At 74.2% G+C, this 14,069-nt stretch carries 11 protein-coding genes; 5 read left to right on the top strand and 6 right to left on the bottom strand.

Annotation, left to right across the window (positions count from 1 at the left end; all coding sequences use genetic code 11):
* Positions 1-47: 47 nt before the first annotated feature.
* Positions 48-449, bottom strand: a complete 402-nt coding sequence (locus ACIPLC_RS16450; RefSeq protein WP_400473656.1) for a YccF domain-containing protein — start codon at positions 447-449, stop codon at positions 48-50.
* A gap of 393 nt (positions 450-842) precedes the next feature.
* On the opposite strand from ACIPLC_RS16450, the gene ACIPLC_RS16445 reads away from it, so the two are divergent.
* From ACIPLC_RS16445 to ACIPLC_RS16435, 3 genes are all read left to right on the top strand, one after another.
* A complete protein-coding gene (locus ACIPLC_RS16445) occupies positions 843-1,241 on the top strand; it encodes a hypothetical protein (protein WP_400473655.1) in 399 nt (132 codons plus the stop codon).
* 101 nt (positions 1,242-1,342) lie between these two features.
* Positions 1,343-2,902 (top strand): multicopper oxidase family protein, encoded by a 1,560-nt coding sequence (locus tag ACIPLC_RS16440; RefSeq protein WP_400473654.1) that lies wholly within the window; start codon positions 1,343-1,345, stop codon positions 2,900-2,902.
* Positions 2,903-3,140: 238 nt separating this feature from the next.
* Positions 3,141-5,144 (top strand): amino acid transporter, encoded by a 2,004-nt coding sequence (locus ACIPLC_RS16435; RefSeq protein WP_400473653.1) that lies wholly within the window; start codon positions 3,141-3,143, stop codon positions 5,142-5,144.
* Positions 5,145-5,220: 76 nt separating this feature from the next.
* Here ACIPLC_RS16435 and ACIPLC_RS16430 read toward each other — a convergent pair whose 3' ends face one another.
* Positions 5,221-5,874, bottom strand: a complete 654-nt coding sequence (locus ACIPLC_RS16430; RefSeq protein WP_400473652.1) for a transglycosylase family protein — start codon at positions 5,872-5,874, stop codon at positions 5,221-5,223.
* Between the two features lie 264 nt (positions 5,875-6,138).
* Here ACIPLC_RS16430 and ACIPLC_RS16425 point away from each other — a divergent pair, with 264 nt between their 5' ends.
* Entirely contained in the window at positions 6,139-6,999 is an 861-nt protein-coding gene (locus ACIPLC_RS16425) for an S-methyl-5'-thioadenosine phosphorylase (protein ID WP_400473651.1), read from the top strand.
* On the opposite strand, the gene ACIPLC_RS16420 is transcribed toward ACIPLC_RS16425, so the two are convergent.
* Positions 6,965-7,396 (bottom strand): hypothetical protein, encoded by a 432-nt coding sequence (locus ACIPLC_RS16420; RefSeq protein WP_400473650.1) that lies wholly within the window; start codon positions 7,394-7,396, stop codon positions 6,965-6,967. The two genes, ACIPLC_RS16425 and ACIPLC_RS16420, sit on opposite strands and share 35 nt — an antisense overlap.
* Positions 7,396-8,496 (bottom strand): molybdopterin-dependent oxidoreductase, encoded by a 1,101-nt coding sequence (locus tag ACIPLC_RS16415; protein WP_400473649.1) that lies wholly within the window; start codon positions 8,494-8,496, stop codon positions 7,396-7,398. The genes ACIPLC_RS16420 and ACIPLC_RS16415 overlap by 1 nt, the downstream gene beginning before the upstream one ends.
* A gap of 113 nt (positions 8,497-8,609) precedes the next feature.
* On the opposite strand from ACIPLC_RS16415, the gene ACIPLC_RS16410 reads away from it, so the two are divergent.
* Positions 8,610-10,139, top strand: coding sequence for a hypothetical protein (locus ACIPLC_RS16410; RefSeq protein ID WP_400473648.1), 1,530 nt, complete (start codon positions 8,610-8,612; stop codon positions 10,137-10,139).
* Here ACIPLC_RS16410 and ACIPLC_RS16405 read toward each other — a convergent pair.
* Both ACIPLC_RS16405 and ACIPLC_RS16400 read right to left on the bottom strand, forming a co-directional pair.
* A complete protein-coding gene (locus ACIPLC_RS16405; protein WP_400473647.1) occupies positions 10,060-12,417 on the bottom strand; it encodes a HelD family protein in 2,358 nt (785 codons plus the stop codon). The genes ACIPLC_RS16410 and ACIPLC_RS16405 overlap by 80 nt on opposite strands.
* 90 nt (positions 12,418-12,507) lie before the next feature.
* Positions 12,508-13,719 (bottom strand): glycosyltransferase, encoded by a 1,212-nt coding sequence (locus ACIPLC_RS16400; RefSeq protein WP_400473646.1) that lies wholly within the window; start codon positions 13,717-13,719, stop codon positions 12,508-12,510.
* Between the last annotated feature and the right edge of the window lie 350 nt (positions 13,720-14,069).

Here is a 14,069-nt window from a genome sequence, read left to right as displayed (position 1 = left end):
CCCCGGGCCGACGGAGAACCGTCGGCCCGGGGCCGTTTCCGCAAGGCCTACCGGGCGCCCCAGGCCTGGTCGGTGGGGACGACCTCGCGGCCGAGCGGCATGAGGGAGATCGGGATCATCTTCAGGTTCGCCCAGCCGAACGGGATGCCGATGATCGAGAGGAACAGCGGGATGCTGGTCACCAGGTGCGCGATCGCCAGCCACCAGCCCGCGAAGATCAGCCAGATCACGTTCCCGACGCAGGACGCCGCCCCGGCACCCGGCTTCTCCACGGTCGTCCGCCCGAACGGCCACAATATGAAGCCGGCGATCCGGAACGAGGCAATGCCGAACGGGATGGTAATGACGAGCAGGCAACAGATAATTCCCGCAACCACATAAGCAATTGCCATCCAGATGCCGCAGAAGAGCAACCAAATGACATTAAGAACGAATTTGAGCACCGTCATGGTTGGTACCTTCTCACGTTTGGCGGCTTGCGGCTACGACTCTGCCATGCCCGGGCGCACGTGTGTCTACTCCCTTAGGGGTCGTTCCTCAGGGCTCCGTCCGGGTCGGGCTGCCTGGTAGGGGGCGGTTCGGCGGCTCGACTGACGGTGCGGGGAGCAGGGCGGGCGGCGGTCGACTTGGACAGGCTGTCGAGTATTGCCCGCCCCTTTGCGGAGGTGCCGGGCGAAGGCCCGCCAATGATGCCGTTCGCGGTGCGGCCGGCCATTCCGGAGGTGAGCAGATGCGGTCGTTCAGGGGCGGAATGGTCGGCTCCTTCGGTTGCTTTCCAGAGCGGCGGCGCTCGGTATACCCTATGGGGGTAAGTGGCGGCAAGGTCGGTCGGGAGGTGGAGGATGGTGGAGTCGCGTCCGGCCGCCCCCCGGGCTCTGCGGCTGCTCCTGCTCGCCGCCCTGCTGCTCGGCATCGTGACGATGCACACGCTCGGCCATCCGAGCGCGGGCGGGCACGGGACGGACCACGGTCCGACGCGGCACGCCGTGAGTGCCGGTCACCCGGCGGGTGCCGAGGAGATGGTGCACACCGCGGCGGCCGACGGCATGGATCCGATGACGGTGTGCGTGGCCGTTCTCGCCGGCTGGACGTTGCTGCTCCTCATCGCCGGCCCCCTGCTGCGGTACGGCGGTGACGCCGCCGCCGAGGTCAGGGACCGGCTGCTGCTGGCCGTTCGCGCGTTGCCGCCGCCCGGGGGTGGGCGGGGCCTCCTCGCCCGGTTGTCGGTGCTGCGTCAGTAGGCGTGCGCCGGCCGTTCCGTGTCCGTGCTCCGGCGCGTGCGGGACGGCCGTCGCGACGTCCTGCTCGTCCACACCCACACCGCACGAGGTGCAACTCCGCCATGCGCACACCCACCCGTCGTACCGTGCTCGGCGCGGCGCTCGCCGCCGCCGGCACCGGTCTGCTCGCCGCCTGCTCCGCCGATCCGATGAAGGGCATGGACCACCCGGCCGCCGTCCCCACCACCCCGGGCGGCTACGTCGCCCCGAACGGCCCCGAGGTCGCCGCCGCCGAGGCGCGGCGCAACCCCGGGCCCGAGCGCAGGGTCGCGCTCACCGCCACCGAGACGACGCTCGACCTGGGCGGCCGTACCGTCCGCAGCTGGGCGTACGGCGACCGGCTGCCGGGCCGGGAGCTGCGGGCCACGGCCGGCGAGACGCTCGCCGTCGGTCTCGCCAACCACCTGCCGCAGCCCACCTCGCTGCACTGGCACGGTCTCGCGCTGCGCAACGACATGGACGGCGTGCCGGGGCTCACCCAGGACGCGGTGCGGCCCGGTGCGGACTTCGAGTACCGCTTCGCGCTCGCCCGCCCGGGTACGTACTGGTTCCACCCGCACTCCGGTGTCCAGCAGGACCGCGGCCTGTACGCGCCGCTGATCGTCGAGGACCCGAGGGAGCCGCTGCGCTACGACAAGGAGTGGGTCGTCGTCCTGGACGACTGGGTGGACGGGATCGACGGCAGCACCCCGGACTCCGTTCTCGCCGAACTCGCCCAGGGCATGGGCGGGATGGACCACCCGGCGATGGGCGGCCACGCCATGCCGGGGATGTCCGCCGCGCCCGCCGCCGGCCCGTCCCGGATGCTGATGGGCGCCCGCAGCGCGCTGCTCGGCGGCGACGCGGGCGACGTCGGCCACCCGTTCCACCTGGTCAACGGCCGGCTCGCCACCGCGCCCGAGACCTTCACCGCCAAGCCCGGCGACCGGGTCCGGATCCGGCTGATCAACGCGGGCGGCGACACCGCCTACCGGGTCGCGCTGGGCGGGCACGAGCTGACCGTCACCCACACCGACGGCTTCCCGGTGGAGCCGGCCACCACCCAGGCGCTGCTGCTCGGCATGGGCGAGCGCTACGACGTGCTGGTGACCGTTCAGGATGGCGTGTTCCCGCTGACGGCGCTCGCCGAGGGCAAGGGCGCCGCCGCGCTCGCCCTGCTGCGCACGGGCGGCGGCGCCGCGCCGGACGCCTCGGTGCGCCCGGCGGAGCTGGACGGCAGGCTGCTCGGCGCGGCCCAGCTCAAGGCCGACCCGAGCGTGCGGCTGGCCGCCGGGGCGCCGGACCGGACGGTGCGGCTGGAGCTCACCGGCGGCATGGCGAAGGCCGACTGGGCGTTCAACGGCCGCCGGTACGACCCGGCGCAGCGCTACCCGGTGGCGGCGGGGGAGCGGGTGCGGCTGGAGTTCCGGAACGCCACGAGCATGTGGCATCCCGTCCACCTGCACGGCCACACCTTCGCGCTGCCTGCTGACGGGCCCCGCAAGGACACCGCGATCGTGCTGCCGGGCGCGACGCTGGCCGTCGACTTCGACGCCGACAACCCGGGTCTGTGGATGGTGCACTGCCACAACGTCTACCACGCGGAGACGGGCATGATGACCGTCCTCGGCTACCGGGGCTGACCTTCGCGGCGCGCGGCGTCGGGGTGGGGGAGTGGCCCCCGCCCCGACGGCGCGCGGCCGGCCCGCGGGCGCCCGGTCGTGGGCCTGCTGTCACCTGCCGTGCCACCTGCGGCGACCTGCGGAGCAATGACGTTTTCTTAACGCGGGGCGATGACGCGTCCTTAACGCCGGTCGCATAGCCTGTCGCACTGCCGTCGCCCGACGGCGCTTTTACGGGGTCTTTAACAAGAGGTGCAAGGTGGTTTCGTCGGGTTCGACGGAGGCGGCGACGGCGGAACCGTCGTCGGCGCGAATACGGTTGCGCGGCTGGCTGCTGGAGGACGTGTCGGCGGACAAGCCGGCCACCGGTGACGCCGGCCGGGACGGTTCGCAGGTCGGCGCGCAGGCGGGGGAATCCGGCGCGCACAAGGGCCAGCGCTGGTGGCGGGTGATGTGCCTGACCGGCCTGGACTACTTCTCCACGCTCGGCTACCAGCCGGGCATCGCCGCCCTGGCCGCGGGTGTGCTGTCGCCGATCGCGACGATCGTGCTGGTGATCGTCACCCTGCTGGGGGCGCTGCCGGTCTACCGGCGGGTCGCGCAGGAGAGCCCGCGCGGTGAGGGCTCGATCGCGATGCTGGAGCGGCTGTTGTCGTTCTGGAAGGGCAAGCTCTTCGTCCTCGCGCTGCTCGGTTTCGCGGCGACGGACTTCCTCATCACGATCACCCTGTCGGCCGCCGACGCGAGCGCGCACCTGGTGGAGAACCCGCACCTGACCAGCGTCCTCGGCGGCAAGCAGGTGCTGATCACGCTGATCCTGGTCGCGATGCTCGGCGCGGTGTTCCTGAAGGGCTTCAGCGAGGCGATCGGCCTGGCGGTGGGCCTGGTCGCGGTCTACCTGGCGCTGAACGTGGTCGTGGTGGCCGTCGGCGTCTGGAAGATCGTCCAGGCGCCGCACGTGGTCACCGACTGGACCAGCGCGCTGACCGCCCAGCACGGCAACCCGGTGATCATGGTGGGCGTGGCGCTGGTGGTCTTCCCCAAGCTGGCGCTCGGCCTGTCGGGCTTCGAGACCGGTGTCGCCGTGATGCCGCACATCGAGGGCGACCCGGACGACACCGAGGCGAACCCGGTCGGCCGGATTCGTGGCACCCGCAAGCTGCTCACCACGGCCGCCGTGATCATGAGCTGCTTCCTGATCGCCACCAGCTTCATCACCACCCTGCTGATCCCGGCCGACCAGTTCAAACCCGGCGGCGACGCGAACGGCCGCGCCCTCGCCTACCTCGCCCACGAGTACCTGGGCGGCACCTTCGGCAGCGTCTACGACCTGTCCACGATCGCCATCCTCTGGTTCGCCGGCGCCTCCGCCATGGCGGGCATGCTCAACCTGCTGCCGCGCTACCTGCCCCGCTACGGCATGGCCCCGCACTGGGCGCGCGCGGTGCGGCCGATGGTGATCGTGCTGACCCTGATCGGCTTCCTGGTCACCTGGCTGTTCGACGCCGACGTGGACGCGCAGGGCGGCGCGTACGCGACCGGCGTGCTGGTGCTGATCAGTTCGGCGGCCATCGCGGTCACCATCGCCGCGTACAAGGCGAAGCAGCGGGGCTGGACCACCGCCTTCGCGATCATCGCGGCGATCTTCCTCTACACCACGGTGCTGAACTGCCTGGAGCGGCCGGACGGTCTGAAGATCGGCGCCTGCTTCATCGCCGGCATCATCGTGGTCTCGCTGCTCTCCCGGCTGCGCCGCGCCTTCGAGCTGCGCGTCACCGATGTGGTGCTGGACGACGTGGCGGAACGTTTCGTCAGGGACTACGCGCACCGCCCGCTGCGGCTGATCGCCAACGAGCCGACCCGCCGCGACGTCGCCGAGTACCGCGACAAGACCCGCCAGATCCGCGCCGACAACGACATCCCGGGCGAGGACGACCTGGTCTTCGTCGAGGTGACCGTCCGCGACGCCTCCGACTTCGAGACCGAGCTGACCGTCCGCGGCGAGGTGCTGCACGGCCGCTACCGGGTGCTGACGCTGGAGAGCTCCAGCATCCCGAACGCGATCGCCGCGCTGGCCCTCACCATCCGGGACCGCACCGGGCAGCAGCCGCACCTCTACTTCGAGTGGACCGAGGGCAACCCCTTCGCCCAGTTCCTGCGGTTCTTCCTGTTCGGCCAGGGCGAGGTGGCCCCGGTCACCCGCGAGGTGCTGCGCGAGGCCGAACCCGACCGCAGCCGCCGCCCGCGCGTCCACGTCGGCTGACGCGCCGCCCCGCAACGCCGTCGGCCCGCCCGGTCGCACCGGACCGGGCGGGCCGACGGCTTTCCGGGAGCCGGCTTCAGGACGGCAGGCGCAGCACCGTGCCCGGCAGGATGAGATCAGGGTCGTCCCCGATGGCGGCGCGGTTGAGCGCGTAGAGGGCGGGCCAGCCGCCGGGGACGCGCAGGGCGTCGGCGAGGTCGCCCAGGGTGTCGTCCTCGCGGACCGTGCGGACCGTCCACCCGCCGTCGCGGGCCTCGGCGTCGACGGTGGTGTCCGCGTCGGCGCTGCCGGTGGCGGTCGCGGCGGCGGGCGGCGGGGGCAGGGGGGTGTCGTGCTCCCGGTCGTGGCCGCGGGTGGCACGGGCGCCGCAGAGCGGCCAGGGGGAGAGGCCGCGCCGCCCGGCGAGGTGCTGGGCCACCGCGATCTGCTCCTCGCGGCTGGCGAGGTCGGCGCGCGGGGCGTAGGCGAGGCCGCCGTTCTCGCGCCAGGTGGGGGCGTCGAACTGGAGGCCGCCGAAGTAGCCGTTGCCGGTGTTGACGTGCCAGTCGCCGCTGCTCTCGCAGGCCGCCACGCGCTCCCAGTCGTACCTCCCGCCGTCGTACCCCCCGCCGGGGTCGGTCCCGGGGCCGCGGCCCGGGGGAGCGGCCTGGGCCGCGGGAGCGGTGAGGGCCACGGCGAGCGCGCACAGGGCGGCGGGGACGAGGCGGCGAAGACGAACGGTGGGAGGCATCGGCGGCTCTCAGGTCCGGGAACAGGGCGTGCACCGCCCGGAGGCGGCGCACACCCACCGACGCACGCCGAGTGGGGCGCGTCGCCGCCGACACGTCCGGCAAGTCACCCGCTCGGCCGCCCCGGACCACCCCGCCGGTCCGCGGCCATCCGGCCCCGCCCGCCGTCCCGGAACCGTAAGGCCCGGTGCCGCCCCGCGGACCCCGGGGCGGGTCGAAGACCCGCCTAGAGTGGCCGGGACGCCTCCCGAGGAAGGGTACGAACGATGACGATCCATCAGGGAACCGGCACCCCGCGCGCCGAACTGGGCGTGATCGGCGGTTCAGGGCTCTACGCACTGCTCGACGACGTGACCGAACTGCGCGTCGACACGCCGTACGGGCCGCCCAGTGACGCGCTGTTCCTGGGCGAGGTGGCCGGCCGCCGGGTCGCCTTCCTCCCCCGGCACGGGCGTGGCCACGGCCTGCCGCCGCACCGGATCAACTACCGGGCCAACCTGTGGGCGCTGCACTCCCTGGGCGTGCGCCAGGTGCTCGGACCGTGTGCCGTCGGTGGGCTGCGCCCGGAGTACGGGCCCGGCACGCTGCTGGTGCCCGACCAGTTCGTCGACCGCACCTCCGGCCGGGTGCAGACGTACTACGACGGCCTGCCGCTGCCCGGCGGCGCGGTGCCCGAGGTGGTGCACGTCTCGATGGCCGACCCGTACTGCCCGGACGGGCGGCGCGCCGCCCTGGACGCCGCCCGGGACGCGGCCTGGGAACCGGTGGACGGCGGCACCCTGGTGGTGATCGAGGGCCCGCGCTTCTCCACCCGCGCCGAGTCCCGCTGGTTCACCGCGAACGGCTGGTCGGTGGTCGGCATGACCGGCCACCCGGAGGCCGTCCTCGCCCGCGAACTCGGGCTCTGCTACACCTCGTTGGCGCTGGTCACCGACCTCGACGCGGGCGTCGAGAGCGGCGAGGGCGTCACCCACGCCGAGGTGCTGGAGGTCTTCGCCGGGAACGTCGACCGACTGCGGACGGTGCTGTTCAAGGCGCTGGAGAGCCTGCCAGCCGCCCGGGACTGCGGCTGCTCGCACGCCCTGGACGGGCTCACGACGGGTCTGCCGGGCGTGCCGGGCGTCTGACCCGCGGGTGCCGCCGCCACCACCGGACGAGTGCGAACAGCAGCACCGGCCCGGCGGTGGCGGCCAGTACCAGCAGCCAGTTGCGCAGGTACGGCAGCGGCAGGACGGAGGGGTTGCCGTGGTTCTCGCCGTCCCGCAGCACCGCCGGCAGCCCGACCGCGCTCACCGCCGCCGCGACGATCAGCCAGCCGCGCAGCGCCCAGCCGCGCGCCAGCCGCGCGCCGACCAGGCAGACCAGCGGCACCCACAGGCCGTCGTGCAGCAGCACCCCGCCCACCGCCCAGACCAGCACGTCGAGCGGGTCGGTGATGTAGGAGTCGGTGAGCAGGCCCGACAGGCCGAAGCCGATCAGGGCGAGCCCGCCGAGCAGCAGCACCGCGCGCAGCCACCGGGGCATCAGATCACCTCCAGGCGCGCGACCCACTTGGTCTGGAGCACCCCGGGCCGGTTGGGCGCGATGATCCGCGCCGGGAAGCCGTGGTCCGCCGCCAGCACCTCGCCGTTGACCCGCAGGGCGAGCAGCGTGAGCGGGTCGTCGGCGTACTCGGCGGGCATCTGCATCACCCGGTACGGGCCGTCCGCCTCCAGCGAGGTGACCCGCAGATCCGAGCCGGCCGGGGCGCCCGCCCGGACCAGCAGATCGGCGATCCGCACCCCGGTCCAGCGCGCCGAGGCGCTCCAACCCTCCACGCAGGCGATCGGCAACTCGACCTCGTACTGGGGGAGTTGGTGCAGCTCGGCGAGGGAGAGCCGGTACGGCTGCGGGCCGTCCACCTGGAGTCGCCAGTCGGTCGGCACGGTGACCGTCCCGGCCTGTGCGGCGGTCCGGTTGACCGGCAGCCCCTGCGGGCCCAGGTCGGGGCGGCGCGGGGCCAGCAGGGTCAGCCCGCGCAGGAAGGGGACGGTCTGCCCGGCGGTGGTGAGCGTCACCACGCCCACCGCGGCGGTCACGGCGGCGAGGAACGCCCGCCGCTGGGGCAGCCCGGCCGCCGGGCGGCGCCAGTGCCGCGCGATCGTCGGGCCCTTGGCGGCGAGGTGGATCAGCAGGCCGCCGACGGCCAGCCAGGCCAGCCAGAAGTGCGTCTGGCGGAACGGGAACGGCCACGGGTACCACTGCAGGGTGTCGAGCAGCCCGGTGAACAGCTCCAGGAGCATCGCCGCGACCAGCACGAAGATCCCCAGCCGTTCCAGCGCGTGCGCCACGCCGCGCACCGGCGGCCACGCGAACAGCTGCGGGTAGACCGTCCACAGCTTCGCCCCCAGCAGCGGGACGGCCGCCAGGCCGCTGATCACGTGCAGCCCCTGGGTGACCCGGTAGCCGTTCACCGGGCGGCTCAGCAGATACGGCGTCAGCCAGGCGGGCGGGTCCTGGAGGGCGTGGCTGACCAGCCCGGTCAGGAAGCACACCAGCAGCGCGGCGCCCAGCCAGCGGCCGATCGCCACGGCGGTGCGCGGCTCGTGCAAGGACGAGCGGAAACTCGGGAGAGGTGGAGTCACGTGTTCATGGAACCGCCCGGCCCCGGCTTGGCGGCGGTACGACGTGCTTACGGAATCCGAACGGCGCCACGCCGCTGCGGTCGCGCGCTGCCGCCCGGTGGCAGGGTGGGCGCGTGCCCACCCGCCTCCTGCCCACCCGCGCCCTGTCCGCCCGGGACCAGTTCACCCGAGCCCTGCCCACCCGGGACCTGCTCACCCGCCTCCTGCCCTGTCTGCTCGCGCTGGCCGCCCTGACCGCCGCGCTCGCCCTCACCGTCACCGGCGGCGGCACGCTCGGCCACCGCGCACCGCTGTACGCCTGGTACACCGCCGACGCCGCCCTCTTCGCGCTCGCCCTGCCGGCACTGCGCCGGGTGAGCGACCGTCAGGTCGTGCCCCTGGTCCTGGCCGGGAGCGTCGCCGTCGCCGCCGTCGGCCTGCTCGCCCCGCCGCGCACCAGCGACGACGCCTACCGCTACGTCTGGGACGGCCGCGTCCAGGCCGCCGGCACCTCCCCGTACGCGCACACCCCGGACGACCCGGCGCTCGCCCGGCTGCGCACCCCCGACCTGTGGCCGGCGGGCGGCGCGTGCGACGGCTGGGACGAGCGGCGCACCGCCGCCGGCGACTGCACCCGGATCAACCGGCCGGCCGTGCACACCGTCTACCCGCCGGTCGCCGAGGCCTGGTTCCTCGCCCTGCGCCCCTTCGAGGGACTCGGGGGAGGGGTGCGCGGGATGCAGGCCGCCGGCGCCCTGCTCGCGGTGGCGACCACGGGGGCCCTGCTCGTCGTCGGGCGGGGCAGCCGGCGGGCCGCGCTGTGGGGGTGGTGCCCCGGCGTGACGGTGTGGTCGGTCAACGACGCGCACGTGGACACCCTCGGGGCGCTGCTGGTCGTCGTGGGCCTCGGGTACGCGGCCCGGCGGAAGGCGACGCGGGCCGGCGCGCTGCTCGGCGCGGCGGTGGCGGTCAAGCTGATCCCCGCACTGGTCCTGCCGGGGGCGTTGGGGCGCGTCTCGTCATTCCCGCCGCGCGCCGATCCGCCGCGAACGACGGGACACGCGCTGGCCCGCCGGCCCCCGCGCGAGATCGCCCTGCTGCTGGGCGCCTCGCTCGGCGCGTTCGCCCTGGCCTACCTGCCGTACCTCGCCGCCTCCGGCACCGGCGTGCTCGGCTACCTGCCCGGCTACCTGAAGGAGGAGGGGTACGAGCAGGGGCACCTCGACCGCTTCGGCCTGCTCGCCCTCCTCCTGCCGGACGCCCTGCTGCCGTGGGCCGCCGGGGCGGTCCTGGCCGCCGTCGCCCTGTGGGTGCTTCGGCGCGGCGACCCCGCCCGCCCCTGGGACGGCGCCCTGCTCGTCTCCGGCACGGCCCTGCTCCTCGCCGCGCCCGCCTACCCCTGGTACGGCCTGCTGGTGGTGGCCCTGGTCGGCCTCACCGGCCGCTGGGAGTGGCTCGCCGTCCCCGCCGCCGGGCAGTACCTCTACCTGACGGGCGGGGTCGAGGCCCAACAGGCCGCCTACGGCGCCGCGTTGGCGTGCGTCGCGGTCGGCGCCCTGCTGCGCGGGAGAGCGGCTGCCGTCCTCAGCGAGGCTCCAGGCCCTGCAACATCTCCGGCAGGTCCCGGCTGTGCAGCACCCCGAGGGTCCTCGTCGCGCGGGTGAGGGCGACGTAGAGGTCGTTCACGCCGTGGGTGTGCGCCGCGAGGATCTCGGCGGGCTCCACGACCAGGACGGCGTCGAACTCAAGCCCCTTGGACTGGGCGGCCGTCAGCAGGACGGCGGGCGAATCCAGTGCTGCCGGACCGTCGTTGACCGACACGCCGTCCAACTCGGCGATAACGTCGAGCAGTTCGGCCGGGAAGTCCGGGGCGTGGATGACCGCCAGCCGACCGCCGTCCAGCGCCGCGAGCTCCCGCTCGACGGCGCCGCGCAGCGCCGCCGCCCGGCCGTCCGCCGGGATCCGCAGGCTCCACGGGCGGGTTCCGCCGCTGCGCACCGCGGTGGGGGCGGCGAGCGACGGGTCGAGCGCCCGCAGGACGCCCTCGGTGACCCGCATGATCTCGGCCGGGGTGCGGTAGTTGATGGTGAGTTCCACCGTGCGCCAGCGCCCCGCCGTGTACGCGTCGAGCGCCTCGCCCCAGGAGCTCAGCCCGGCCGGCGCGCCGGTCTGCGCCAGGTCGCCGACGATCGTCATGGAGCGGCCGGGGCAGCGGCGGGCCAGCATCCGCCAGGCCATCGGGGACAGCTCCTGGGCCTCGTCCACGATCACGTGCCCGTAGCCCCAGGCTCGGTCCTCGGCAGCCCGCTCGGCCAGCGGCCGGAGCGACTCCTCGCCGCGGTACTGGCGGGCCAGCATCTTCGCGTCCATCTCGACCAGCCCCACGCCGAAGTCGTCGAGGACGATCTTGGCGAACTCCAACTCCGCCGCCTCGGCGGCGGCCTCGGCCCGGCGGGCGACGGCGGCGCCCGGAAGCGGGCCGAGCAGTTCGGCGGCCTCGTCGAGCAGCGGTACGTCGTCGGTGGTCCAGGTGGTCGCAGCGGTCGAGGCGGCCTCGGCGGCGGACTCCCGTTCCGGGCCCGGCAGTTCGCGCAGCAGCGCGGCGCGTTCGGCCTCGGTGAAGTCCGGCATCGCGCTCGCCAGCAGCTCCGGGGAGCCGAACAGGTTCGTGAGCACCTGCTCCGGGTTCAGCAGCGGCCACAGCTTCTGGGCCACGGCCTGGAACTCGGGCTCGTCGACGAGCGCGTCGGCGAGGTCCGCCACGGCGTCCAGGTCCATCTCCCCGCCCTGGTCCCGGGCGATCCGCAGGGCCAGCTCCGAGGAGAGCCGCTCCACCAGGTCGGCCCGGGCCGCGTTGTGCGGCCTGCCGCTCCGGTGCGCGGCGGCGTGGGCCCGCTCGCAGAGCGCCCGGCCGATCCGGAGCTGAAGGTTGTAGGGCGAGGTCCGGCCCACGGTGATGGTCCACGACTCCTCCGGCAGCTGCCGCAGGCCCTCCAGCGCGGCGGCGAGGACCTGCGCCATCCGGGCGTCGCCCTTGACGGCGGCCGCCTCGGGCGTCTCGGTGCCGGTCCCCGTCACCCCCGGGTAGAGCGTGCCGATGCTGCTCAGCACGACCTCGCTCTCGCCGAGCGCGGGAAGCACCTCGTCGATGTAGCGCAGGAACGTCGTGTTCGGCCCGATGACCAGCACACCGTGCTTGGCCAGCCGGTCGCGGTGGGTGTAGAGCAGGTACGCGGCGCGGTGCAGGGCGACGACGGTCTTGCCGGTGCCCGGGCCGCCCTGCACGACCAGGACGCCGCCGAGCGCGTCGCGGATGACGCGGTCCTGCTCGGCCTGGATGGTGGAGACGATGTCGCCCATCCGCCCCGTCCGGGCCGCCGTCAGCGAGGCGAGCAGGGCGCCCTCCCCGCTGAGCTCGGCGTTGCCGCGGCCCGCGTGGGCGCCCACGCCGAAGGCGTCGTCGTCGAAGTCGACGACGGTCCGGCCCTTGGTCCGCAGGTGCCGTCGCGCCACCACACCGCCCGGTGCGGCGGGCGTCGCCCGGTAGAACGGCTCCGCTGCCGCCGCCCGCCAGTCGGTGAGCAGCGGCTCGTGGTCGTCGTCCGACAGGGCGATCCGGCCGATGTACTGCCGCTCGCCGTCGGCGTCGTCGATCCGGCCGAAGCACAGCCCGTACTCGGCGGCGTGCAGCGCCGCCAGCCGGCGGGTGTGGTGGATCTCCATGGTGTCGCGTTCCAGGAGGGCCTGGATCGTCCCGCCCTTGTCCTGGAGGTGGACCTGGCGCAGCCGGGCGGCCGCGAGCGCGCGCTGGGTTTCGAGGCGCTCGTACAGCCTGCCGACGTACGCGTTCTCCGCCCGCAGTTCGCCGGTCCGCCAGTCGTCGGCGGGTGAATTCGGTTCGGATGAGGAGGATTCGGATGAGGAGGACGAGATGGGGGACAAACCTGGCTCCAGGTGTTCTGAGCTCTTCGACTCCTCGGGCGGTCGGCCGAGGAATCGGGGGTGGCGGCGGGTGGAATTATCCGGCACGCCTCAGCGGCCGACCGCGTCGAGCAGCAGTTGTGCGGCCAGCGCCGCGCCGTCGGTGCGGATCATGGTGGCCACGGCGGTCGCCCACACCCGGGTCTCGGGGGCGAGGGCCGTCCTGAGCGCGGCCGACAGGGACTCGGTGGTCGGGGTCGGCCCGTCGAGTGCCACGCCGATGCCCAGCCGGGCCACCCGGCCGGCCCAGTACGGCTGGTCCGCGGTCTGCGGGACGACGACCTGGGGCGCACCGGCCCGGGTGGCCGTCGTCGTGGTGCCCGCCCCGCCGTGGTGCACGACGGCGGCCACCCGGCCGAACAGCGCCTGCTGGTTGACCTCGCCGACGACGAAGCAGTCGTCCTGGTCGCGGATCGGGGCGAGGTCGGCCCAGCCGCGGGCCACGACCGCGCGACGGCCCTGCGCGCGGACCGCCTCGACGGCCACCTGGGCGGCGTCCTGGGAGGCGAGCGTCGGCATGCTGCCGAAGCCCACGTACACCGGCGGTGCGCCGTCGGCCAGGAAGGCCTCCAACCCGGCCGGCAGCGGGCGCCGGTCCGGCAGGATCCACGCGCCGGTCTGCACGACGTCCAGGTCCGCCGGTTCCCGCCACGGGTCCAGGACCGGGTCGGTCGCCAGCCACGGCCGGTCGCCGATGACGTAGGAGCGGACGTCGTCCACCGGCGGCAGGCCGATCGACGCCCGGTTGGTGTTGAGCGCCGCGCCGAACAGCGCGTTGACGCTCTCGGCGTCCAGGCCCCACAGCACCCGGTTGTCGGTCACCTCCGGCGGGAACGGCCGGCCCGGGTACGCCAGCGGCGGGCGGCCCGGCGAGGGCAGGGCGAGCTGCTGGAAGGTCACCGACACGGAGCGGATGCCCAGCTTCTCGGCCACCGACAGCGCGCCCGCCGCAGCCGGCAGCATGCCGGTGGCCACCAGCACGTCGCAGCCCTCGGCCGCCGCCGTGACGGCCTCCAACTGCCCGGCGATCACCGCGGCCGCGCGCTCCGGCAGGGACGGCGGCGGCGCTGCCACCGTCAGCGCCCGCGTTGACGGGCCGACCGGCACCAGCGGCACGTCGATGTGGGCCAACCGCTGCGCGAAGTCCTCGTCCGGTGGCGCACACACCCGCACCTGCGCGCCGGACTCCCGCAGCCGCGCCGCGAGCCCCACCAGCGGTTCGACATCCCCGCGGGACCCGTACGTCGACAACAGCACACGCATTTTCGCGACCCCAAATTTCCGCGGATTCCGGTTCAGGTCGACGATTGTGCGGCACGACCAGGGCCTTGCCGCAAGGCCCCCCGTACGCTATAAGTTGGAAGTGGCCGGGAGTGGTTTTTCCTCCTGTGCCTTTTTTCTCGTCCGCTGCGGGCGGACTTCTTTTCTGCTGGTGAGACGGTGTGTGCGGCACGTGTCGCATGTGCTGCGTGTGCGGAGTGTTCGGCGCGCGATGCGGTCTTCGCCCGGAATGACGACGCGACGACGCCGGCGGGGGCCCCCCCGGGGGGGCCGCCCCCCCGGGGCGGCGCCGGGGCGACCCGCAGCACCGGGACGGCAGCCAGCGGGGGCGG

The organism is Kitasatospora sp. NPDC086801 (assembly GCF_044745805.1).
Taxonomy (GTDB): domain Bacteria; phylum Actinomycetota; class Actinomycetes; order Streptomycetales; family Streptomycetaceae; genus Kitasatospora.
Note: the sequence above shows the minus strand (reverse complement) of the source record. Positions and strands in the feature narration are given on the sequence as shown.

Excerpts from the sequence above, each read along its gene's own strand:
- ACIPLC_RS16445 (WP_400473655.1), top strand. The coding sequence starts at position 843 with ATGGTGGAGTCGCGTCCGGCCGCCCCCCGGGCTCTGCGGCTGCTCCTG.
- ACIPLC_RS16450 (WP_400473656.1), bottom strand. The coding sequence starts at position 449 with ATGACGGTGCTCAAATTCGTTCTTAATGTCATTTGGTTGCTCTTCTGC.
- ACIPLC_RS16440 (WP_400473654.1), top strand. The coding sequence starts at position 1,343 with ATGCGCACACCCACCCGTCGTACCGTGCTCGGCGCGGCGCTCGCCGCC.
- ACIPLC_RS16430 (WP_400473652.1), bottom strand. The coding sequence starts at position 5,874 with ATGCCTCCCACCGTTCGTCTTCGCCGCCTCGTCCCCGCCGCCCTGTGC.
- ACIPLC_RS16400 (WP_400473646.1), bottom strand. The coding sequence starts at position 13,719 with ATGCGTGTGCTGTTGTCGACGTACGGGTCCCGCGGGGATGTCGAACCG.
- ACIPLC_RS16425 (WP_400473651.1), top strand. The coding sequence starts at position 6,139 with ATGACGATCCATCAGGGAACCGGCACCCCGCGCGCCGAACTGGGCGTG.
- ACIPLC_RS16420 (WP_400473650.1), bottom strand. The coding sequence starts at position 7,396 with ATGCCCCGGTGGCTGCGCGCGGTGCTGCTGCTCGGCGGGCTCGCCCTG.